Source organism: Polynucleobacter yangtzensis, from assembly GCF_027924165.1.
In the GTDB taxonomy this organism is placed as follows: domain Bacteria; phylum Pseudomonadota; class Gammaproteobacteria; order Burkholderiales; family Burkholderiaceae; genus Polynucleobacter; species Polynucleobacter yangtzensis.
The window spans coordinates 1,237,692-1,260,679 of sequence record NZ_AP026973.1; the positions used below are offsets into that span (position 1 = coordinate 1,237,692).

Below are 22,988 nucleotides of genomic sequence, written 5' to 3' on the forward strand. Positions count from 1 at the left end.
TGACCCTGCATTATTTAGACTCCTCTTTCCACCAATTTTGCATGATCCACAGTTCAGCTGAATAGTACAAAGGTGGCTCTGGGTAGCGCATCTCGTGACGGAAGGCAACGCGATGGGTTGGGTTGTACCACTGAGGGACAACGTAATAACTATTCCACAAGACACGATCAAGTGCTCTAGTGGCAGTTCTCAACTGTTCACGATTTTGCGCCTTGGTAATTTCATCAATTAAGGCATCGACTACAGGTGATTGCACGCCAATCACGTTATCAGAACCTTTTTCTTTGGCAGCTTGACTACCAAAGCGATCCCAGAGCTCGTTACCTGGGTTTTGAGAATCCTGGAATCGTACGGTGGTCATATCAAAGTCATACTCGTTCATACGCTTTTGATGCAAGGCAAAGTCGCTCGTACGAATATCGACCTGCACTCCCAACTTCTCTAAGTTACGAACATACGCAGAAATGACTCTCAAGAAAAAGCCGCCATCCTCCACAATCTCAAAACGAAATGGCTCGCCCTTTTCATTGCGCAATGCGCCATCGCGATACTGCCATCCCGCATGCATGAGAAGCTCTCTTGCTTTCTTTAGGTTCTGACGCAAACTTCCAGGCGGCTTAGTTGATGGCGCCGCAGGCATTGGACCAAAGACAGCATCTGGAACCCATTGTGGATATTTAGCTTTCAGAGGTTTAAGTAATTTCAACTCAGCTTCAGTTGGTTTGCGAGGGCCGTCAAAATTGGCACTTAAGTCGCTATTCGTAAAGTAGCTATTGATGCGACTGTATTGATCAAAAAATATCTGACGATTGAGCCACTCAAAATCTAAGGCATACCCCAAGGCTTCGCGAACACGCACATCCTTAAAGATTGGGCGGCGTACATTCATTGCAAAACCTTGCATGCCAGCACCGTTGTGATTGAGGAATGCCTTTTTCAGCAAAATACCTTTATCAAACTTTGAGCCAACATAGCCTTTGGCCCAAATCTTGGCGCGATACTCGACTAAAGCATCAAACTCCCCTGCTTTAAAGGCTTCTAACCTGACAGCATCATCGCTGTAGAGCTTGTACAGCACTCGATCAAAGTTATAAAAACCAACGCGCACGTTAAGTGGCTTACTGAGTTGGTCGGCCCAATAGTTTGGATTCTTTTTATAGACAATCGACTTGCCAGCTTTAAAAGACTCAATCAAATATGGGCCACTTGCAATCGGCGCCTCAAAGGCAAGCTTCTCGAATGGGATCATCGACCCATCGGGCCGCTTACCCCAATTACGTGAGAACACTGGAAAGGTACCCGCCAAGATTGGCAACTCTGCATTGTCATTTTTAAAGTCAAAGCGGATGGAGCGCTCAGACAAAACTACTGCTTCTTTAATGTCAGCAAAAGTTGTCTTGTAGCGTGGGTGGGCTTTACCACTCATTAAAGTATCAAAGCTATATTTAACGTCAGCTGCTAGTACTGGACTACCATCAGAAAACTTCGCTTCCGAACGAATATGAAACGTCACGGATTTATGATCTTTAGCCACCTGAATATCGTCAGCCAATAACCCGTAAATACTGGATACCTCATCAGCACTTCCCTCGGCCAAAGATTCAAACATCAAATCAATACCTGGGGCAGTAATGCCGCGCAACGTAAACGGATTAAATTTATCGAAGCTGGTTCTTTGCCCCGGATTGGGTAATACCAAGGTGCCACCCCGAGGGGCGTTCGGATTCACGTAATCAAAATGGGCGAATCCATCGGGATATTTGGGTTTACCGTATTGCGCAATGCCCTGTCCAGCTATGGCCGTATTGATTCCTAGCCCCACTAGCAGCGCTAGCAGCAAGAAATGGGCAATTTGGCGAATGGGTTTTAGGGTGGGCATATATGCAACAATTGTAGATAGCTAATCATATTTGAAGTAAAGGACACAACATGGGCTTTCTCTCCGGCAAAAAAATCCTCATTACCGGCCTCCTCTCAAACCGCTCTATCGCCTATGGCATTGCCAAGGCTTGCCACCGCGAAGGCGCTGAACTAGCTTTTACCTACGTGGGTGAACGCTTTAAGGACCGCATCGTTGATTTTGCAAAAGAATTCAATACCGACCTGATTTTTGACTGTGATGTGGGCAGCGATGAGCAAATTAGCGCTCTTTTCAAGGATTTGGCTAAATCCTGGCCTCAATTTGACGGCTTCGTTCATGCTATTGGCTTTGCACCGCGCGAAGCAATTGCCGGTGATTTCTTGGATGGCCTCTCTCGCGAAGGCTTCAAGATTGCTCATGACATTTCAGCATATAGCTTCCCAGCAATGGCAAAAGAGGCTTTACCAATGTTGCGCGATAAATCCTCTTTACTCACCCTGACTTATTTGGGTTCGATGAAGAATGTTCCAAACTACAACACCATGGGTTTAGCTAAAGCCTCTCTTGAAGCTTCCGTGCGTTACCTTGCTGGCTCAGTTGGTCCTAAAGGCATTCGTGCTAACGGAATTTCTGCTGGCCCAATTAAAACTTTGGCAGCGTCTGGCATCAAAGGCTTTAGCAAGATTTTGGAAGCAGTTGAACAAACTGCACCACTGCGTCGCAATGTCACCATTGATGATGTAGGCAACACTGCAGCATTCTTGTTATCTGATTTGGCAAATGGTATTACTGCTGAAATCATTTATGTTGATAACGGCTTTAGCCAAGTAGTTGGCGGAATGGACGAAGTTTGAGTATTCCACTACGCGAGGCCCTGAAGTTTTGGGCCAAGCTGGGCTTCATTAGTTTTGGTGGGCCGGCAGGACAAATCGCCGTTCTACATCAAGAGTTAGTTGAAAAGCGTCGCTGGATTTCTGAGCGGCGCTTTTTACATGCGCTGAACTACTGCATGCTCCTTCCCGGGCCTGAGGCTCAACAGCTGGTGACCTATATAGGTTGGCTGATGCACCGCAGCTGGGGCGGCATTCTGGCAGGAACACTCTTTGTGTTGCCCTCTTTATTCATATTGATTGGCCTATCGTGGGTTTACCTCACATTCGGACAAGTACCTTGGATTGCGGCGATCTTTTTTGGCATCAAGCCCGCCGTCACAGCAATCGTGCTGCACGCTGCAGTACGCATTGGTAAACGCACCATTCATAACCAAGTATTGCAATGGATTGCTTTGGGCTCTTTCCTGGCCATCTTCATTCTGAATCTTGCCTTTCCGATCATCGTGGCGATTGCTGCTGCTATTGGCTATTGGGGTGGCAAAAAATATCCAGAATATTTTCAACAAAAAAGTATTCATGGCAGCAAAGAAACTGGTGGATATGGCAGTGCGCTTATTGATGATCACACTCCCACTCCTGAGCATGCGCAATTTCATTATCAAAAAACGATTCGCCACTCTTTGATTGCTCTGGGTTGTTGGTTGCTATCTATAGGCGCTCTAGTCTTACTCTTCGGCTGGAAAACTTTATATCCGCAGATAGCCTGGTTCTTTACTAAAGCTGCCTTTCTGACGTTTGGTGGTGCATATGCAGTTCTTCCTTACGTATATCAAGGCGCCGTTGATCACTTCCATTGGCTCAGCGCTAACCAAATGATTGATGGCCTGGCGCTTGGCGAAACCACCCCAGGACCGTTGATTATGGTGGTTGCTTTTGTTGGCTACCTTGCGGGACATATTCAACACTTGATAGGTGCTAGCAATCCTTTTTGGTTTGGCGTGCTGGGTGCATGCGTTGCTACTTGGTTTACTTTCTTGCCATCCTTCTTTTTTATCTTGGTTGGTGGACCACTCATTGAGTCAACTCACGGCAAACTGGGCTTTACAGCGCCACTGACCGCCATCACTGCAGCCGTAGTTGGTGTTATTGCCAATCTGGGTCTCTTTTTTGCCTATCACGTCTTTTTACCGAGAGGCTTTAGCGGCTCGATTTCTTGGATCTCGATCTTGATCTGCGCCCTGGCTGGATTAGCCTTATTTAAATTTCAAAAGGGTGTTCTCACCGTATTGGGTGGGTCTGCCTTAGCTGGATTACTCTTTCATTACATCTCCATCTTGATGGGGTGAGTTTTTCTCCAAGATTGGCATAATGGATGCTATGCGAATCGAACCTCAAACCATCACTCATCTGCAAGAATGGCTCGGTAAAACGGAGTCATTTCAAGACACAGTTACATCAGCGCCAGTGCGCGCCCTCTCAGCCACCTTGGATCGCGAAGATCCCGCGCCCAGCAAGGGTACTTTTTTGCCGGAGTTGTGGCACTGGCTGTACTTTCTACCTCATGCCCGCGAATCTGAAATCGGTCCTGATGGTCATCCAAAACGTGGTGGTTTTTTACCTCCCGTTCCATTGCCACGTCGCATGTGGGCAGGTAGTCGTATTGAATGGCTAAAACCATTAGCTGTTGGCGATGAAATTGAAAGAGTTTCCACAATTGAGTCTGTCACTCATAAAGCAGGTCGCACTGGTGATTTGATTTTCGTTTTAGTCAATCACAAGATCTCCAATCAAAATGGCCTGGCGATTATTGAAGAACATGACATCGTGTATCGCGACGCTCCTGGACCAGACGACAAGCCCGCAGCCCCTACTCCCGCACCAACTGATGCCAAATGGAGCAAAACAATTACGCCAGATGATGTATTGCTGTTTCGCTACTCAGCACTAACATTTAACGGTCATCGCATTCACTACGATCGTAAATACGTTACCGAGGTTGAAGGCTATCCCGGCTTAATTGTGCATGGACCGTTGATTGCAACCTTATTAGTTGATCTGGTACGCCAAAGCATTCCAGGCTGCAAGCTGAAGAGTTTTGAGTTCCGCGCTATTCGCCCGACTTTTGACATCAATATTTTTAAAGTGAATGCCAAGCCAGATTTGGAAAAAGATCCCAGCGGAAAAACGATTTCGATTTGGGCGCAAGATCATGAAGGTTGGCTCACGATGCAAGCCACTGCCGTACTAGCTTAATCAAACACTATTTATTTATGACTACTCAACACCTCTCTCGTGAGCTCGCCAGCTTTGCAGCAAATCTCAAGGCTGCAGACATCCCTAACGATGTCATGAACCGTGCCGAAGATTTATTGGTAGATTGGTTTGGTTCTGCTATCGCCGGCAAAGGCTCACGCCCGGTTGAGCTTATTACCCAATTTGCGCAGAACATGGGTGGGTTTGATGCGGCACACGCTGGCCCATCTGAGATTCTGGTTTCACGCAAAACCTCCAGCCCCTTTTTGGCGGCAATGGCAAATGCGGCAGCATCCCATGTTGCAGAACAAGATGATGTGCACAATGGTTCAGTCTTTCATCCGGCGACAGTAGTCTTTCCTCCTGCACTAGCTTGCGCACAAGCGCTGGGCTCCTCTGGAGAAGAATTATTGGTTGCTGCAGTAGCGGGCTATGAAGTAGGTATCCGTGTTGGCGAATTTCTAGGTCGCTCTCATTACAAAGTGTTTCACACTACTGGCACCGCTGGCACTCTAGCGGCGGCTGCAGCAGTTGGAAGACTTCTGAAATTGTCTCCAGAGCAAATGCTCAACGCCTTTGGTTCAGCGGGCACACAGTCAGCTGGTCTTTGGGAATTTCTGCGCGATGCGGCCGACTCAAAGCAACTCCATACTGCACATGCCGCATCTACCGGCTTGATGTCTGCTTATATTGCACAAGCTGGTTTTACAGGTGCGCAGCATATTCTGGAAGGCAAGCAAGGTCTTGCAGCTGGCATGTCTAGCGATAGCGATCCAAGTAAGCTCGTAGATCGTTTGGGTAGTCGCTGGGCTTTAGCAGAAACCAGTTTTAAGTACTACGCCTCATGCCGCCATACTCACCCTGCTGCAGATGCTTTATTGCAAGTGATGTTGGCCAGTAAGTTAGCCCCTAGCGATATCGCCAAGGTCGAGACTTTAGTTCATCAGGGCGCTATTGATGTTTTAGGACCAGTCACTGATCCGGCTACCGTGCATCAATCGAAGTTTTCTATGGGCACAGTCTTGGCTTTAGTTGCTCACTATCAATTTGCCGGCCTTCAAGAGTTCGACAAGCACTTTCATGATGATGAGATTTGCGCATTCCGCGAGCGCGTTACGATGACCCTGGATCCCGAAGTAGATGGAGCCTATCCACAACGCTGGATCGGCAAAGTCAAAGTGCATTTAAAAAGCGGGCAAGTCTTGGACGGTCGTGTAGACGAGCCTAAGGGCGATCCTGGCAACACCCTATCTCGCGCAGAAATTACCGACAAGGCAATGCGTCTAGCTGCCTTCAGCGGTGGCGCCAACCCAGCCGAGATGAATAAAGCAATTGATCTCTTGTGGAATATCCGCAAACAAGCCAAGATAGGCTTTCTACTTCCTTCGAATTAAGCACATAACTCTTTTATGAATCCACTTGATACGCCACTAGGCTATAGCACCAACTTTCTTTTTGTCCCGGGCACTCGCCCTGAGCGTTTTGTAAAAGCCCTTGATAGTGGTGCCAGTGGCGTTGTATTAGATCTTGAAGATGCTGTTGCCGAGGAAGATAAAGTCAGCGCGCGCGATGCCATTCGCGCTGCTTGGCCTAACTTCAGTACTGAGCAAAAGAAACGCTTAGTCATTCGCACGAACTCACCAGGTAGTAAGTTTTATGCGGCCGATCTCATTCTTGCGCAAGAACTGCAAGTGGCATGCCTACTCATTCCTAAAAGCGAATCGCTCGATCAAATTAATGGCGCCGCTTTGATATTGCCCAACACCGCCATTATTCCGATGATTGAGACTGCAGTCGGCTTGGATCAGCTGAAGGAAATTGCTAACTCCAATCAGGTGATTCGTCTCGCCTTGGGCAACTTAGATTTGCAGGCTGACCTTGGCATGGTTTGCGATCGTCAAGAAACTGAGCTACAAACCGCTCGCTATCAAATAGTTTTGGCCTCTCGCCTTGCGCAGATTGCCCCTCCTATTGATGGGGTTACACCATCTACGGATGATGTTGAGCGTATTGCAGAAGATGCGGAACGTGCAAAACGCATGGGTTTTGGCGGAAAACTGTGCATTCATCCTAAGCAAGTGGGTATTGTTATTGCCGCCTTTACACCCACAGAGGAAGAGCTGGCATGGGCCCAGCGAGTGATTGATGCAGATAAAGCCTCTAAAGGTGGCGCAGTGAAATTAGATGGCCGGATGATTGATAGGCCAGTAGTGTTATTGGCTCAAAGAACCTTGGCAATTACTGGTAAACACTAGGGTTATTCAAGACAAAAAAGTTTTAAAACTGGCAAAATCGATCTACATAACAACAACATGGAGATCAAATTGAAAGTGAAGAAATTTTTATTTTCAGGAATTGCAGCAGCATTAACAGCTGGCGCATTTCTAAGCACTAGCGCTCTAGCGCAAAAAGACTGGCCTACTAAATCAATCAATCTGATTGTTCCATTTGCAGCTGGTGGCCCAACCGACTCTGTGGCACGTTTGATTGCAGTTCCAATGGGTCAAGCACTTGGCCAAACAGTTGTTGTTGAGAACGTACCAGGCGCGGGCGGCACAATCGCTTCCACCAAAGTTGCGCGTGCAGCTCCAGACGGCTACACCATCTACTTGCATCACATGGGTATGGCAACAGCAAATGCCCTGTATGACAAGCTCCCATACGATCCGATGACCAACTTTGAATACATTGGTCAAGTTGCAGACGTCCCCATGGTTCTTTTGGGTAAAAAAGATTTGCCAGCAAATAACTTTAAAGAGCTTGAGGCTTACATCAGAGCCAACGGTTCTAAAGTTACGATGGCCAACGCTGGTCCAGGCGCTGTTTCACAGTTATGCGGATTGTTGTTTCAAAGCCGCATGGGCGTGAAGTTAACCAACATTCCTTACAAAGGAACTGGCCCTGCACTTACCGATTTACTGGGCGGTCAAGTAGACCTTCTTTGCGACCAAACAACACAAACCATTCCTTACATTAAAGATGGTCGCGTTAAAGCCTACGGTACAACTACATTGAAGCGTTTGCCTGCCATTCCTAATGTTCCTACTTTGGACGAGCAAGGCCTCAAAGGCTTTGAAGTAAAAGTTTGGCATGGCATGTACACACCAAAAGGCGTTCCTAAGCCAATCTTGGATAAGTTGAATGCGGCCTTGAAGAAAGCCCTCAATACTCCTGATGTGCAAAAGCGTCTGGCAGATGCCAATATCGATATTGTCTCTCCAGACAAGATGACTCCTAACGGCCTCAAGACACATCTTGATGCGGAAATTAATAAATGGGGTCCAATTATCCGTAAAGCGAATATTCCAGACTAAGCATTAATCGCTTCAAACAAAAAAGCCAGCGCAATGCTGGCTTTTTTGTTTCTTACTATTGAGCTGACCTAGCGGTGAGTAAATTCTTCTTCACTTAACCCGGTCTAAACAAGTATCCAGAGCGGGCCTTATCGCGACGCCTTCTATAAATCACTCCAACGAAGGAAATCAAAGCCCAAATCGCCAGGAAAGGATCGAGCAAATAATCCCAAAGATTGCTGGATTCATGCCACTGAGCCGCCCAAGCAATAATGGCAATCGCAATGATCCAAGCGCCCTTCGTCCAATTGGCTAATGCACAAACTACTGCGAATACCAGAACCGCTATTAAGAATGTAATAGATCCATATCCCCATCCGTAGGGATCAATCATTCCAAATCCCAGAGCAAATGGATAAAAGCAGAACGCAACGATGGCAACAGCAAATTTAAACGCCATAGGCGTCGGCTTGCTTGAAGGCAACAAGGAGCTCCACAGCAATAGAGTCAAGACAATACTGAGATCTCCAGTTACTCCACGCACATAAGCTACCAAGGGTAATTCCATGCCCAAGCCTAGCGGCCAGAACAATACATTTCCGATTAACAGGACCAAGAAAAGCTTTACGGCGAACGGAAAAGGATTGGCGGCGAATTTTTGCAGCACCCAAATACAAATAACCGAGGACGTAATAGATAGCTCTATCAAAGGCAAGATTTGCATTAATGAATTCATTGTTGAGCCTCCGAACGCTGCACTTCCAATTCTTGTGTCTGCACCTTATTTAAAGCTTGTTTTAGCCAAGCACCCGAAAAATAACGATGTCGAATTTTTTTACGATCCCAGGTATACGCTAAATGGGCATCATCACCATCAACAGTAATCATGTACGGATAGGAAAATTCTTTACGCTGCGCATCAGGCAAAGCTTCGTCATCCTCCAATACCTCAACGGTTTGCCATTGACCCGACTTGGTACTGCTCATCATTAAAACCAATCGATGGCGACCGTACTCAATGTTATTTAAAGCCAAGATGCGAGCACCGTTCTTCAGCGTTACACCTGCCACTGCGGAATTAGGATTAGCAATTGCCAAGTCCTCAGACTGTTGCCAGTTTTGGCCTGCATTTTGCGTACTACCAACTGGAATTTGCTTTGGCAATCCAGAGCTTCGCGTTTGTCGAAAATACGCGCTAGCATCTTGAGCGTCGTTCACAAACATCAGAGGCTGAATTGCACTACGGCCAGAACTCATGCGACGCTTATCGATTACGCGCCCGGCGTCTACCCTCAAAAACTCACCGAAGCGCCCTACCCACTCATGATAGGCAGGCAAGCCCAGTGAGCCATCAGTGAATGAGACGCTCGGAGATTTCACAAGGGTGCTTAAGTTCAATAACGGAGAAGCGATCAGTCGCTGTGGATGACTCCACGTCAATCCTTCATCATCTGAAGTAATCGCAGAGATTGAACTTCCCGCCCAACCACCAATAGAAACAGTCACGAAAAATAGCTGCAGCCTTCCATCGGGCAATCTACTTGGTACAGGGTTGCCTAACTTAGCAATATAGCGTAACAAACCTTTTTCGGCGCTAACTCGATCCATCACAACAGTAGGCGCACTCCAGTTAGCAGAATGCGAATCGTATACCGAGCTATAGATCGAGACATCCGCTGCGCCCTCGCGACTACCTGCAAACCAAAATGCCCGAACCGCACCATCTTTTAATACAATCAACGAGGCTGCATGAACCGATGGAGCTCCAGTATCGGGCAACCAATTTGCTTGTGATGCTGGTGCAATAGCCTTCGACGGGGCCTTGGTCTTGGGTGTTGTAGTTACAGTCTCATCTGCCACTTCCTCCGTTTGAGGAAAAGCGGGCACTACAAATGGCGCCCAAACAGGACGACTATCGATATGTAGAAAGCCCAATACAGCAGCAAGCAATAAAAAACAAAGTGCAACAATACGACTCATCTACAAACATCCTTCAGGTTTGATAAATCTGGCATAGCAGCTGGAGTAGCAATTAAATACTCATTCACAAATAAATGTTTGCCAATTTGTCCTGCCAACATCTCCGCAATTTCTTCATTAGAGTGGCGCGCCCGCATCTCCATTCTTTGCCCAACAATCTGACAAGATTCACATAAGGTAGGCGCAACACCAAGAGGCGAATGCACCGCTACCAGAGGATAGCTAGCAGTCAGTCCGTTGATATCAGCAGCGTCTTTGGCTAAGTAGCCGTGCAACTTGCTGCCTGGCAAAAGTAGACGATATTCCTCGTCTTTAGCGCGGTAGTCGCAAGGAACCCAAACATCCTTACCTTGTGTCTGGGCAATAGTCTCAATGGAATAGCGCCCCAGACGCCCCTCTAATGGAGTAAGACTACTCGTTAAAGCACAATAGACCAGGAAGCAAGCTGCTAATGCCAGCACCTTGGTTTGGCTACGTCTAAACAAGCCGACCAAGACCACTAACAAACTCACAGACATCAAGATCCAGTGACAATTAGAATAAGTCCACTGACTAGAATCACCCATAAAATGGGAAAACTGCAAATTGCCGCCAATCCATATCAATAGTGATACCACCAGCAACTGCAGTAGCAAGGCAATTCGGAATCCCCATAAAGGTAACTTATCCCAATACAAAGCAATCAATGCAGCAAATGCTGGCATCACTGGGAGAAGGTAGCGGCCTGAGCGCTGACTAGGCAAACTAAACACAATCAAGAATGCTGCGATCAATAGCAATAACAACACTTCTTCTAGAGTCAGAAAACGGCGTGTACGCCAGCATTGCATCAATGTAGAAATTAGTACAAAGCTAAATAAGCCACCATTAGCAATTGTGGTCAGTAACAGCAACCAAATACTGTCACCACCACGAAGTAAATCCATCAGGTAGCTAGATTGGCGCGCAGCAAACTTGCCAGCATTCTCGCCAAGGACAAATTCCCTCCAAACCGCCTCAGGATATGGGTCCATGGCAAACCATAAGGCAAATACGCCCAATGCAAGGACGGCAATGAGGATTAACTTATAGAGATCCCGTATTAACACTTGCGGAATACTCCACTGCCGCCAGTGCCAGTAGTAAAGACCCAAGGCAAAAGAAGCTGGCACGATATATGCAAAGGATTTTGCAAATAAAGCAAAACCAAAACATATTCCCGCCATCAAAGGGAAAAAGAATTTGGATTCGAATGCACTCTTACCCCAATATAAGATTGCAAAAAATGGTAACGAAATCCAGAAGACCTCAGGGGGGTCTGCCAAGAATGGACGACCATAGCGATACGTCGCAAAAAAAGATAGCCAGACTAATGCAGCTAATAATCCCGTTTGTGTTTTGCCACTAAACCGACGCACCGCTAAAAACAAGAAGAAAGCAGTCAAGCCGGTATATAAAACGCTCGGCCAGCGCAAATTAGTCAAAGTCCAATCGGATGCCCAATAGGTGCTAGCAATACCCTGCCAAAAAATAAGCGGAGGCTTGGTGTTTTTGATGCCATCCATCTCGGACTGCAAAGGCAGCCACTGCCCCGCATCTGCCGTCATCCGCACAATGTGCATATAAGGGTACTCGTCACCATTTTTAGGGGCAAAACGACTATCTAAGCCGTAAAGATAGGTAAATACACCTAAAAGCAGGATTAATACAGCAGAACGGTAAGAAAATGAGGCACGCATAGCTATAGTTTATAGGGCTTGCAGGAAAGCCCTACAAAACTGCTAATGCCTGTATTTTTGAATGAGCTTATGAAAAACGAATCTGATATGAGTATCCATTTTCAAGAGTTTCTTGATTAAGATACCTACAAACGAATTTGTAATTTATTACTTAGAAATAATCCGAACGGAGAACTACCATATGCGAGCAAGGTATTTAAAACCCGCAATCCTAGCATCTATTTATATTGGCATTAGTCAGTGGAGTGGCGCTGCCCTCGCGCAAAATGCCGATGCTAGCAATTTATACAAACGTGGCCTTGCAGCTACCTGCGCCAATTGTCATGGGACCGATGGCAAGGGTGTAGTTGACGGCGGTATGCCTCTAATTAACAACCTTACTAGCGAACAAATTCTGACTCAAATGAAAGCATTTAAGTCTGGTGCACGTGAAGGCACCATCATGCCGCAGTTAGCCAAAGGCTATACCGATGAGCAACTCGAAACCATCGCCAATCAACTTGGCAAGAAATAATAAGGAAGCCCATCATGGATCGTAGACACTTTATTGGCCAAGGCGCAGCAGCAATTGGCTTATTGGCTGGCTTCTCTGGACAAGCGCGTGCTAATTTACAAAAGGCAGAAATTCTGGTGATTGGTGGCGGTTATGGTGGTGCTACTGCCGCTAAATATCTGCGCTTGTTTTCTAACAACACAGCCAAGGTCACATTGATTGAGCCAAATACCTCTTTCATTTCTTGCCCTATGTCTAACTTAGTGATTGGTGGTTCACGCACTCTGGCTGAAATCACCTCACCATATGACACACTCAGCAAACGTCATGGCATCAAGATTATTCAAGATAGCGTAAGTAGTATTGACCCAGACAAGAAAATCGTAAAACTGGCCTCTGGCAAAACTTTGCGTTACGACAAAGCAGTTGTTTCTCCGGGCGTATCACTCAACTTCAAGAGTATTGAAGGTCTTGCACAAGCCAATAAAGATGGTGTTACTCTGCAAGCCTGGAAGGCTGGACCAGAGACAGTTGCGCTACACAAGCAAATTGCAGCAATGCGTGAAGGTGGAACTTTTGCGATCAGCATTCCAGAAGCCCCGTATCGCTGCCCTCCTGGTCCCTACGAGCGTGCTTGCCAGGTAGCCAATTACCTGAAACAAAACAACCCGCGTGGCAAGGTGCTGATCTTGGATGCAAACCAAGACGTCACCTCTAAGGGCGCTTTGTTCAAGAAAGTTTGGGCTGAGCAGTACGCCGGAATCATTGAGTACCGACCAAAGAGTAATGTGATTGGCGTAGATGCCAAAACCAGAACACTCAAACTCGAAGTCGAGGATGATGTGAAGGCAGATGTACTCAACGTCTTGCCACAAATGGCCGCTGGTGAAATTGCTATCAAAACTGGCTTAGCAAATTCCAATGGTCGCTGGGCGAATGTGAACTTCCTCAACTTTGAATCGACTGCTCGTAAAGATATTCACGTCTTAGGCGATGCGATTCAGATTGCGCCAGCAATGCCCAAGTCTGGACATATGGCTAACCAACACGCCAAAGTAGCTGCAGCAGCCATCGTCGCAGAACTCAGCGGTTGGGAGGTTAACCCAGCGCCGGTATTAACAAACACTTGCTATAGCTTTGTTAATTCCAAGGAAGTTGTCCACGTTGCTAGCGTCCACCAATACAACGCGGCAGAAAAAACTTTTAAAACGGTTCCTGGATCTGGCGGCCTATCCCCTGCTCCATCTACTCTTGAGGGAGTCTATGCTTGGGGCTGGGCTCATAATATCTGGGCAGATAGCTTGGGTTAAGAAGCCAAGGCCTTCGCTCCTAATAAAAAAGAGACCTTCGGGTCTCTTTTTTATTTCCTGAGTCAATTATGACTTTTGTCTACGACGTCTGCGCCTACTAATCACCAAAAAGGTAATGGCAATGATTGGGGCAGCAATTGCGGCAATAATCTCGGGATGAATAGCGAGTCCAGCCTCCTTGCCGCCCTTGACGATGTATGCCAATAAACCAACTGCGTAATACGTTAGCACCAATACAGATAAGCTCTCTACGGTCTCTTGAAGTCTGAGTTGAAGTCTAGCGCGCTGATCCATGCTGGCTAATAATTTTTGCGTTTGCTGCTCATTCACGAACTCAATACGGGTTCTCAGAGTTTGCGTTGTTCTAGAAATACGATCAGACAATTCGCGTAAGCGACGTTGAGTCCAGATACAAGTACCCATGGCCGGCTGAAAACGTCTATCCATAAACTCTGACAACGTTTGCACTCCCGGAATAGAGGTTTCATTTAGTTCCAGTAAATTTTTTGATAGTAGCTGGCTATAGGCCTCGGCTGCAGTAAAGCGTAGCCCGTATCCAGAGATCCATTGCTCAATACGGGAAGCCAAGCGAGAAAGTTCCTCTAGAAATAAGCCATCTTTTTCAGTATTCACTCCTGACTCTGCTTGCAGTTTGGAGATTTTTTCGGATACCGCAGCCAACTCTGACTCTGCCTCTCTTAAAGGCAGTGACAGGCTTTTGGCAACCGGAAACGAGACCATAGCAACCATGCGATAAGTTTCAGCCTCTGCTAAACCCCTAGCTATTCGGCCCAGTTGTCTGGAGCCCAATACATCATGCGGAATAAAGAAAGAAATAAAGCCATCTTCATCAAGCTGCAAGTCGGTCCACAGCTGTGCTTTCTTACTTGAGAAAATAAAGCTACCGAGTACAGTGTTACCACTAAATATTTCAGAAACTTCTAATGCCTCAGTGAATAAAGGTCGATGCTCAAACACTAAATCTAAGGCAGAAATTCTTTGTCCGCCAGACTCAGAAATGGTTGGACAACCCAATCCCTTGAAAAGCAAATCCAGATCACGCTCAATTTCTAACCTCGACTTGAGCAATGGTTCTTTAACCTTGGTCTTATTGTGAACAATGACTGCAATGGTTGCAAATTCACCATGCAACTCCCATTTCACCAAAACTCTTTCTGGTTCTGGCGCCAAATGCAGTGTCATAAATGAGTGGTCATCTCTGCTAGGAGCACAACCTAAAGCATGGCTTAGCTTTTGTACCCAGGCAATCTGCTGCTTACGTGTAGCAGCGTCCAATAAGAAGGATTGAGAAATCACTCTTTCATTTGGCCACAATGGAATAGGAGGTCGAGCATGTACCTCTTCATGCAATAGCGCTCTAGATGGGTGATCGTATGGTCTCATAGCTTATGTATTTTTTTATTTCTTTAAATCATATACCTAAGCTATCTCACGCATACCTATGAATCTAAATAGGTTCGCTATTTATATCAAAATCCCCATATCCGTAAGGATGCTCACCCCTATTTAAGCAATTGCGTACGTAATCGATGCTAGTTCGCAAGGTGTAGTAATCGCTCGACAGCCGCTTAGAGACTTTGATTCTGAGCGCTTGATACTCGAGTAGATTAAGTCTTTTTAAATACTCTTCACGTTGCTCATCATTAAAACCATTCAGCAAATCTTGCTCAAGAGCTTTGAGGGATCCATATAAACGATTAATCTTATTTTGCATCCGCTTCGTACGGTAGCCAGGCAGAGATTGCAGGATCGGGTACGCAAGAGCACAAAATGGCAACAGAATAAAGACTAGTCGATTAATCAGTTCGGCCAACCAAAACGGCACGTAGGTCGACAATAGTGGGTAATGATTATTTTCGTAATGTACTGCTATGGGACTATCGGGCAATATCGAATCCTTGAAAGAAGGAAATTCTCCTCGCTCTGAGAAAAATGAGCCGCGACCATTGATTTCACGAGCAGCCTCTAAAAAGAGGAATTGAATTGCTGGATGCATGCGATCATCTACCAGCAGATTAGTAGTGGTAGCAAGTAACTTCATATCCTGTGGAGGGAAGTTACGAGCTAGATCAAAAGATCCCTGAGGCACCTCCAAAATATGAAGGTAGGGGATGAGTTTGACATAGGCTTCAGCGCGCTTAAAAGTGACGACATGCACAGATGGGTCATTAAGTAGCGCCTGCACATTAGGGGCTTCAAAAGCATCGACGATAAAAGCACCGTCAATTTTTCCCGCTTGTAGCGCCCTAACCGCTTCTCCCCCAGGTAAATATACGAACTGTGGAAGATGCTCAAATCCTGATATTTTCAAAATCTTAGATGCTTGTGCGTAAGTGCCGCTACCCTTCACGCCAATAGAAAGGGTTTTAGAAGAGAAATATTTGAAATTTCCTCTGTGCGCCTCTAGATCACTATTCTTCACTTCTGGGCCACGATAAAAAAACCACACCGGATCGTAGGCGATCGCTCCCAGCGATTGAACTCCCTTGATTTCTTTTGCGTGAGCCACCCCTGCTTGTACAAATGCAGCCTGAACAGGGTCATTGCGGTCCGCTAAGCGCTCGATATTTTCTTGCGCGCCTAAGGTCGGCACAAGCTCCAGAGTGACGCCCTTACTAGCAAAATATTCTGCATACTTTTTTCCAAGCGCCTCATAAGATCCACCTGGAGATCCAGTAGCCATTAACACCCGATTTGGCGGGGGTGGATCTGCATACCACCAGATACCCATCAGTATGGCCAATAAAAGCAGGAGCAATGGCCACGCTTCTTGTAAAAATTGAGTAAAGTCGCCCCACTTCTCCTGAGCGCTCTCAGAAAGACCTAAGAATGTTTCTCTAATGTCTTGTTTAAAACTACCCATGAGCTAGCAATCTGCAAAATTCGTTAAAGCTAATGATAATGTCCTTATACAGATTCTTTCAATTTGCTTTTGGACACCCTAAAACCATGATAAATCTCAGAAAATCCCAAGATCGTGGCTATGCCGACCATGGCTGGCTAAAAAGCTTTCACTCCTTTTCATTCGCTGGCTACCATGACCCGCAATTTATGGGCTGGGGTAACCTGCGTGTGATCAATGAGGATCGTGTTGCAGCTGGAATGGGCTTTGGTAAACATGGTCATCGCAATATGGAAATAATTAGCTATGTTCTCTCGGGTGAATTAGCTCATCAAGACAGCATGGGAAACATTGAGTCTATCCCCCCAGGGGATGTACAGCGCATGAGTGCTGGTAGCGGCGTGACCCATAGCGAGTTCAATCACGACAAAGCCCACACAACCCACTTTCTACAAATCTGGATAGAGCCCAACGTTTCTGAGATTGAGCCTAGCTACGAACAAAAAACTATTCCAGCAATTGAAAAAGATGGCAAGCTGCGCATCATCGCCTCCCCCGCCGGAAATGATGGCGCCGTGAAAATTCATGCCGATGCAACGATTTATGCCGGACTTTTCAACGGCCCTCAATCAGCAACACTCGAGCTAGACCCCAAGAGAAAATCTTACGCTCATCTCATCCGTGGAATGCTTACCATTAACGGCCAAAAATTGGTCGGTGGCGATGCCCTGTTGATTGAAGATGAATCTTCCCTGGTAATCAACGATGGTGTTGATGCAGAAGTGCTGATATTTGACTTGAGTCATTAAATATTTGGCCTGCTAGATATACGATCAGTTCAATACCTGGAAAACCAAAAGATTATGATTGAAACCTCTGGAAAGAAGCTGGCTGGCCCCATTATTCGCCTACATCCCAATGACAACATTGTGGTTGCACGAGTAGATGTTGCTATAGGCGCTGAAGTGCCGAGCGAGCATTTCACAAGTCGTAGCCAAGTTCCCGCTGGTTACAAAATCGCGTCTAAGAAAATACTCAAGGGCGAACCCATCCTCAAGTACAACGTTACCGTAGGGTTTGCTAATACCGATATTGAAGCTGGCACGATGGTCCATAGCCACAATACTGAGTTTCGTGAGTTTGATCGTGACTATGCTTACGCAAGTGAATACAAGCCTACAACCCTCTTACCAGAATCTGAACGCGCCACTTTCCAGGGCTATGTCAGACCCAATGGCAAAGTGGGAACGCGTAATTTCATCGGCATCCTTTCTACAGTAAATTGCTCTGCAACAGTTGTTAATAAGATTGCAGATTGGTTTACGCCAGAACGACTCAAAGAGTTTCCTAACGTAGACGGTGTTGTGGCCTTTAGTCATGACATTGGCTGTGGCATGGAGATGAGCGGTGAACCCATGGAGTTACTGCGTCGGACGATGGCTGGCTATGCGCGGCACCCTAACCTAGCAGCCGCACTCATTGTGGGTCTTGGCTGTGAGCGCAATCAACTTAAGGACTTGATGGAGCAGGAAGATCTGACTGAGAATGCCAACTTGCACACTTTCATCATGCAAGAAACAGGCGGTACTCGAAAAACGATTGAAGCCGGCATTGAAGCAGTCAAAGCATTATTACCAGAAGCAAATAAAGCCAAGCGTGAAACTGTTTCAGCAAGTCATTTATGTGTTGGACTGCAATGCGGTGGATCGGATGGCTTCTCCTCCATCACGGCCAATCCAGCCTTAGGTGCAGCAATTGACATCTTGTCTCGTCACGGTGGAACAGGCATTCTTTCTGAGACCCCAGAGATTTATGGCGTAGAACACACCCTCACCCGTCGTGCAGTGAGTAAAGCGGTAGGCGAAAAACTCATTCGACGTATTCGCTGGTGGAAAGATGAATACTCTATTGGTAGAGATGTACAAATCAACGGACAAGTAAGCCCCGGTAATCAAATCGGCGGTCTGGCCAATATCTTTGAAAAATCATTGGGCTCCTCCATGAAAGGTGGAACAGGTCCACTGATGGAAGTCTATAAGTACGCCGAGCCAGTCACAGCCAAGGGCTTCGTATTTATGGACACCCCTGGATTTGACCCGGTCTCGGCTACCGGACAAATAGCTGGGGGCGCTAACCTGATTGCCTTTACTACTGGTCGAGGCTCTATGTTTGGCTCTAAGCCAGCACCTTGCATCAAATTGGCTACGAATACCCCAATGTATCAACGCCTTACCGAGGATATGGATATCAACTGCGGTGAGATTTTGGATGGCACTGTCTCTGTCCAGGAGATGGGGCAACGCATATTTGAGTTATTTCTCAGGACTGCATCTGGGGAAGCCTCCAAAAGTGAGCTACTCGGTTTGGGCGACTATGAATTTGTCCCCTGGCAAATTGGGGTAATGAGCTAAGAGAACTGTAGAATTATTCCTATTAGCTCAACCCAGACAGAAACGACACTGAAACAGGCTTATGAAATTTAGGGATTACTACGAAACTCTCGGCGTTCCTCGCGGCGCTACCGAAGCTGAAATCAAAACAGCCTATCGCAAACTGGCGCGCAAATATCATCCGGACGTCAACAAAGAAGCTGGCGCTGAAGAACAGTTCAAGCAAATCGGCGAAGCCTATGCCGTTTTAAAAGATACTGAAAAGCGTGCAGCCTATGATCGCTTTGGCGAAAACTGGAAGAACGGTCAAGACTTCACTCCTCCCCCCAATTGGAATGAGGGCTTTGAATATTCTGATGCTGGCTTTGGTGGTGGTCATCCAGGTTATGGCGGCGGCTTTGAAGGTGATCAAAGCGAATTCTTTGAATCTCTCTTTGGTAGAGGCAAACATCGTCAAGGTGGACGTGGTGCAAATAGTCGTCAGGGCATGAACTTCAAAGGCCAAGATCACCATGCCAAAATCTTGATCGATCTTGCAGATGCTTATAACGGTGCCAAACGCACCATTGCCTTACACATGCCTACACAAGATGCGAGTGGCCATGTCAGCACACAAGAACGCAAGCTAGATGTCAGCATCCCCAAGGGTATTAAAGCTGGACAAAATCTACGACTTTCTGGCCAAGGTGGCCCTGGCATGGGCGAAGGCCCTGCCGGTGATCTCTATTTAGAAATCGACTTCCACCCAAATCCCATCTATCGCGTAGATGGTAAGGATGTATTGATTGACATTCCTTTGGCACCATGGGAAGCGGCTTTAGGCACAACAGTCAATGTACCCACTCCAGCTGGCAGCACTCTGGAATTAAAAATCCCAGCAGGAACAATAGCAGGTCGCAAGATGCGCCTCAAAGGCAAAGGCATCCCTAGTTCAGAACCGGGTGATTTATACGTTGTCCCTACGATTGCCCTGCCGCCAGCACAAAATGATGCTCAAAAAGAGGCCTATCAAAACTTTGAGAAGGCTTTTGATTTCAACCCTAGATCTCACTTGAAGGGATGATAGATATGACACAAACGAATATCACTTGGATTGAAGGCGAAATTGTTGAGAACGAAGTACACATGACGATTGTTGAACTCTCGCATGCTTCACGCACACCAGAAGATCTCATCATGACCTGGGTTTCTGAAGGCGTACTTAGCCCAGCAGGAACATCGCCACAAGATTGGCGTTTTAGTGGTGACTCATTGAGAAGAGCCAAAACTGCAGCTCACCTTACACACGATCTTGAGTTGAATGTGCCTGGGGTTGCCCTAGCACTTGATCTGCTTGATGAAATTGCTCAGCTGCGCGCGCGTTTAAAGTAGGACGATAAAACTCGCGACAACTTAAGATTCAGAGCGACTTAAGAGTTGCTCCCAACGGTGCAGCTTTTGATCTAAATCGGCAGTAATTTCACTCAGACGGGCTTGCATGCTCGCCGCTAGCTCAGGCTCATTCTTATATAAATCGGGGTTGCTCATAGCAATTCCAATATCTGCTTGCTCAGTTTCTAGCGCTTCGATCTGCAATGGCAAAGCTTCTAACTCTTGACGTTCTTTACCGTTGAGCTTTTGAACGCCGCTTTTGGCTGCCGGCTTTGCCTCTACTTTAGCTTCCACCTTTACTTCAGCCTTTGCCTCTGACTTCTCTGCTGATTTTGAACTGGCGTTAGCAGCGCGGATCTTGTCTGAACGGGCCTTCTGAATCTTCCAGTCTTCATAGCCGCCTTCGTATTCACGCCAGAAGCCATCGCCTTCATTTGCAATGATGCTTGTTACTACGTTATCTAAGAAGTAACGATCGTGGCTGACCAAGAAAACGGTGCCTTTGTAATCCTGCAAGAGTTGCTCAAGCAAATCTAGAGTATCGATATCTAAGTCGTTGGTTGGCTCATCTAATACCAACACATTGGCTGGCCTAGCAAAAAGCCTAGCAAGCAATAAACGATTGCGCTCACCACCAGACAATGTGCTTACTGGTGAATTGGTTCTCTCAGGTGCGAATAAGAAATCACTCAGATAGCTCTTAACGTGTTTTTTATTGCCATTGATTTCAATCCACTCACTACCTGGGCTAATGTAATCTTCCAATGAAGCATTGAGATCAAGACCTTCGCGCATTTGATCAAAATAGGCGACCTCAATACGAGTACCCATCGTTGCGGTACCTGAGTCTGGTGCAATGGTTCCCAAAATCAATTTGAGCAAGGTTGTCTTGCCGGCGCCATTAGGGCCTAGTAAACCAACCTTATCGCCACGCAAAATCGTAGCTGTGAAATCCTTTACGATCGGACGGTCATAAGTCTTGCTGACGTTTTGCAGATCTGCCACAATCTTGCCGCTACGGTCGCCAGAAGAAACTGCTAACTTCACCTGCCCCATGGCATCTCGGCGTTCGGCACGGCTACTACGTAATTTTTCTAAGCGGGCTATACGAGCCACACTGCGTGTGCGACGAGCCTCAACTCCTTTACGAATCCAAACCTCTTCTTGGGCCAATAATTTATCTGCCCGAGCATTAGCTAGAGATTCAGAATTAAGCTCTTGTTCCTTAAGAACTTCATACTGAGTAAAGTTTCCAGGGTAGCTGCGCAGAATGCCGCGGTCAAGCTCAACAATTTGTGTACAGACGTTATCCAAGAAGGCGCGATCATGGGTAATCAAGATAACTGAGCCTTGATATTCCTTAAGCAACTCTTCCAACCAAGCAATCGAATCCAAATCCAAATGGTTGGTTGGTTCGTCTAGCAAGAGTACATCAGGCATCTCAACTAAAGCGCGCGCTAGAGCGACCCGCTTTTTGGTGCCACCAGAAAGCGTATTGATTTTCAGATCAGCTTCTAGGTGGAGACGATCTAGAGTTTCATGAACGCGCTGTTCCCAGTTCCAACCGCTTAGAGCTTCCAGCTGGGATTGCACTTCATCCAGACGGTGATGGGAAGCGTCATCCCATTCGCCAACGCTAAGCGCCTCATATTCTTCGCGCAAAGCTTTTGCTTGCGCCACACCCTTGGACACTGCATCAAAAACGGTTTCCTCAGCCTCAAAAATAGGTTCTTGAGGAACGTAAGCAATGCGCAAGCCTTGCTGATACTGCAGGAGGCCATCATCCATTTTTTCGATGCCGGCCAAGATCTTCAATAGAGAAGATTTGCCGGTGCCATTACGGCCAATTAAGCCAACACGTTCACCAGATTCCAGTGAAAAAGCAGTGTTTGCGAGGAGGTCAACGTGGCCAAAAGCCAGTTTTGCATCAGTAAGTACGATTAAAGCCATGGCGACATTATCGTCACTTCCCCAAAAGACGAGATATTTTCGTCAATTTCTGCGAGACTAGCTCTATATGGTCTGCAAATTAACCCCTTCTGCGCCCCGCCTCATCCTATTCGCCGGTCATGCGGGCACAGGCAAGTCCACTTTGGCAAAAAAAGCCTTGCCATTGATTATTGAGAAAACCGGGGAAGATTTTTTCTTTCTCGACAAGGACACTGCCTATGGTGCCTTTAGCGCTCATGTCATGCAACTCACTACCCAAAACCCAAATGACCGAGATAGCCCCTTCTATCTTGAAAATCTTCGTGACTGGGAGTACCAAGGGCTTATTGATATCGCAAGAGAAAATTTACTTCTTGGAGTAAATGTCATTTTAGTTGGGCCGTTCTCGAGAGAAATTCAGAGCGGCAGAATGTTTGATGCTCAAGCACTTGGCGTGCCACCGCAAACGAACATTCGGATTACCTGGATTGATTTAGATGAGTCTGAAGCCAAAAAACGCATGGAGAAACGCGCTGACCCTAGAGATGAGTGGAAGCTAGCGCATTGGGAGCAATACACTAAGCGCAGGACAGAGCCACCCACTCATACCTTATTGCATCGATTCGATAACTCTGTTTTTAACGATTCTGATTTTGAAAAACTCGTGGATGAGTTGGTGAAATAAAAAGTCAGA

Annotated in this window: 20 protein-coding genes; 13 read left to right on the forward strand and 7 right to left on the reverse strand. The window is 46.6% G+C overall.

Annotated features, from left to right (window positions below; all coding sequences use genetic code 11):
* Nucleotides 1-10 precede the first annotated feature (10 nt).
* Complete coding sequence (locus tag QMF28_RS06145) at nucleotides 11-1,879, reverse strand: extracellular solute-binding protein (protein WP_281741732.1); 1,869 nt, start codon at nucleotides 1,877-1,879, stop codon at nucleotides 11-13.
* A 50-nt stretch (nucleotides 1,880-1,929) separates the two neighbouring features.
* On the opposite strand from QMF28_RS06145, the gene fabI reads away from it, so the two are divergent.
* The 6 genes from fabI to QMF28_RS06175 are packed head-to-tail and all read left to right on the forward strand — an operon-like array spanning nucleotide 1,930 to nucleotide 8,261.
* Nucleotides 1,930-2,715, forward strand: coding sequence for an enoyl-ACP reductase FabI (gene fabI / locus QMF28_RS06150; protein ID WP_068323402.1), 786 nt, complete (start codon nucleotides 1,930-1,932; stop codon nucleotides 2,713-2,715).
* Nucleotides 2,712-4,040 carry a chromate efflux transporter gene (chrA, locus tag QMF28_RS06155; protein WP_281741733.1) on the forward strand — a complete coding sequence of 443 codons (1,329 nt, stop codon included), beginning with the start codon at nucleotides 2,712-2,714 and terminating at the stop codon, nucleotides 4,038-4,040. Before fabI ends, chrA begins: the two co-directional genes overlap by 4 nt.
* A 22-nt stretch (nucleotides 4,041-4,062) precedes the next feature.
* Nucleotides 4,063-4,947, forward strand: coding sequence for an HTD2 family dehydratase (locus QMF28_RS06160; protein ID WP_281741734.1), 885 nt, complete (start codon nucleotides 4,063-4,065; stop codon nucleotides 4,945-4,947).
* A 17-nt stretch (nucleotides 4,948-4,964) separates the two neighbouring features.
* Entirely contained in the window at nucleotides 4,965-6,341 is a 1,377-nt protein-coding gene (locus tag QMF28_RS06165; protein ID WP_281741735.1) for an MmgE/PrpD family protein, read from the forward strand.
* A gap of 15 nt (nucleotides 6,342-6,356) precedes the next feature.
* Nucleotides 6,357-7,202, forward strand: coding sequence for an HpcH/HpaI aldolase/citrate lyase family protein (locus tag QMF28_RS06170; protein ID WP_281741737.1), 846 nt, complete (start codon nucleotides 6,357-6,359; stop codon nucleotides 7,200-7,202).
* 57 nt (nucleotides 7,203-7,259) lie between these two features.
* Entirely contained in the window at nucleotides 7,260-8,261 is a 1,002-nt protein-coding gene (locus QMF28_RS06175) for a tripartite tricarboxylate transporter substrate-binding protein (protein ID WP_068323420.1), read from the forward strand.
* Between the two features lie 94 nt (nucleotides 8,262-8,355).
* Here QMF28_RS06175 and QMF28_RS06180 read toward each other — a convergent pair whose 3' ends face one another.
* The 3 genes from QMF28_RS06180 to QMF28_RS06190 are packed head-to-tail and all read right to left on the reverse strand — an operon-like array spanning nucleotide 8,356 to nucleotide 11,938.
* Nucleotides 8,356-8,976 carry a hypothetical protein gene (locus tag QMF28_RS06180; RefSeq protein WP_281741739.1) on the reverse strand — a complete coding sequence of 207 codons (621 nt, stop codon included), beginning with the start codon at nucleotides 8,974-8,976 and terminating at the stop codon, nucleotides 8,356-8,358.
* Nucleotides 8,973-10,220, reverse strand: coding sequence for a sialidase family protein (locus tag QMF28_RS06185; RefSeq protein ID WP_281741740.1), 1,248 nt, complete (start codon nucleotides 10,218-10,220; stop codon nucleotides 8,973-8,975). Before QMF28_RS06185 ends, QMF28_RS06180 begins: the two co-directional genes overlap by 4 nt.
* A complete protein-coding gene (locus QMF28_RS06190; RefSeq protein WP_281741742.1) occupies nucleotides 10,217-11,938 on the reverse strand; it encodes an ArnT family glycosyltransferase in 1,722 nt (573 codons plus the stop codon). Before QMF28_RS06190 ends, QMF28_RS06185 begins: the two co-directional genes overlap by 4 nt.
* Nucleotides 11,939-12,119: 181 nt before the next feature.
* Here QMF28_RS06190 and QMF28_RS06195 point away from each other — a divergent pair, with 181 nt between their 5' ends.
* Nucleotides 12,120-12,452 carry a c-type cytochrome gene (locus QMF28_RS06195; RefSeq protein ID WP_216211323.1) on the forward strand — a complete coding sequence of 111 codons (333 nt, stop codon included), beginning with the start codon at nucleotides 12,120-12,122 and terminating at the stop codon, nucleotides 12,450-12,452.
* A 14-nt stretch (nucleotides 12,453-12,466) separates the two neighbouring features.
* Entirely contained in the window at nucleotides 12,467-13,741 is a 1,275-nt protein-coding gene (locus tag QMF28_RS06200) for an NAD(P)/FAD-dependent oxidoreductase (protein ID WP_281741745.1), read from the forward strand.
* Nucleotides 13,742-13,807: 66 nt separating this feature from the next.
* Here the strand turns inward: QMF28_RS06200 and QMF28_RS06205 are convergent, their stop codons facing one another.
* Nucleotides 13,808-15,145 (reverse strand): DUF3422 domain-containing protein, encoded by a 1,338-nt coding sequence (locus QMF28_RS06205; protein WP_281741747.1) that lies wholly within the window; start codon nucleotides 15,143-15,145, stop codon nucleotides 13,808-13,810.
* A 64-nt stretch (nucleotides 15,146-15,209) separates the two neighbouring features.
* Nucleotides 15,210-16,625: a TAXI family TRAP transporter solute-binding subunit gene (locus QMF28_RS06210; RefSeq protein WP_281741749.1), complete on the reverse strand. Its 1,416-nt coding sequence runs from the start codon at nucleotides 16,623-16,625 to the stop codon at nucleotides 15,210-15,212.
* Between the two features lie 86 nt (nucleotides 16,626-16,711).
* Here QMF28_RS06210 and QMF28_RS06215 point away from each other — a divergent pair, with 86 nt between their 5' ends.
* From QMF28_RS06215 to QMF28_RS06230, 4 genes are all read left to right on the forward strand, one after another.
* A complete protein-coding gene (locus QMF28_RS06215) occupies nucleotides 16,712-17,413 on the forward strand; it encodes a pirin family protein (protein WP_281743643.1) in 702 nt (233 codons plus the stop codon).
* Nucleotides 17,414-17,467: 54 nt separating this feature from the next.
* Nucleotides 17,468-19,015 carry a UxaA family hydrolase gene (locus tag QMF28_RS06220; protein WP_281741750.1) on the forward strand — a complete coding sequence of 516 codons (1,548 nt, stop codon included), beginning with the start codon at nucleotides 17,468-17,470 and terminating at the stop codon, nucleotides 19,013-19,015.
* A 61-nt stretch (nucleotides 19,016-19,076) separates the two neighbouring features.
* On the forward strand, nucleotides 19,077-20,057 hold the full coding sequence (locus QMF28_RS06225; protein ID WP_281741752.1) for a DnaJ C-terminal domain-containing protein: 981 nt from the start codon (nucleotides 19,077-19,079) through the stop codon (nucleotides 20,055-20,057).
* Nucleotides 20,058-20,062: 5 nt separating this feature from the next.
* Nucleotides 20,063-20,365 carry a chaperone modulator CbpM gene (locus QMF28_RS06230; protein WP_281741753.1) on the forward strand — a complete coding sequence of 101 codons (303 nt, stop codon included), beginning with the start codon at nucleotides 20,063-20,065 and terminating at the stop codon, nucleotides 20,363-20,365.
* A 21-nt stretch (nucleotides 20,366-20,386) separates the two neighbouring features.
* Here the strand turns inward: QMF28_RS06230 and QMF28_RS06235 are convergent, their stop codons facing one another.
* On the reverse strand, nucleotides 20,387-22,315 hold the full coding sequence (locus tag QMF28_RS06235) for an ATP-binding cassette domain-containing protein (protein ID WP_281741755.1): 1,929 nt from the start codon (nucleotides 22,313-22,315) through the stop codon (nucleotides 20,387-20,389).
* Nucleotides 22,316-22,382: 67 nt separating this feature from the next.
* On the opposite strand from QMF28_RS06235, the gene QMF28_RS06240 reads away from it, so the two are divergent.
* Complete coding sequence (locus QMF28_RS06240; protein ID WP_281741756.1) at nucleotides 22,383-22,979, forward strand: P-loop nucleotide/nucleoside kinase family protein; 597 nt, start codon at nucleotides 22,383-22,385, stop codon at nucleotides 22,977-22,979.
* The last annotated feature ends 9 nt before the right edge of the window (nucleotides 22,980-22,988 follow it).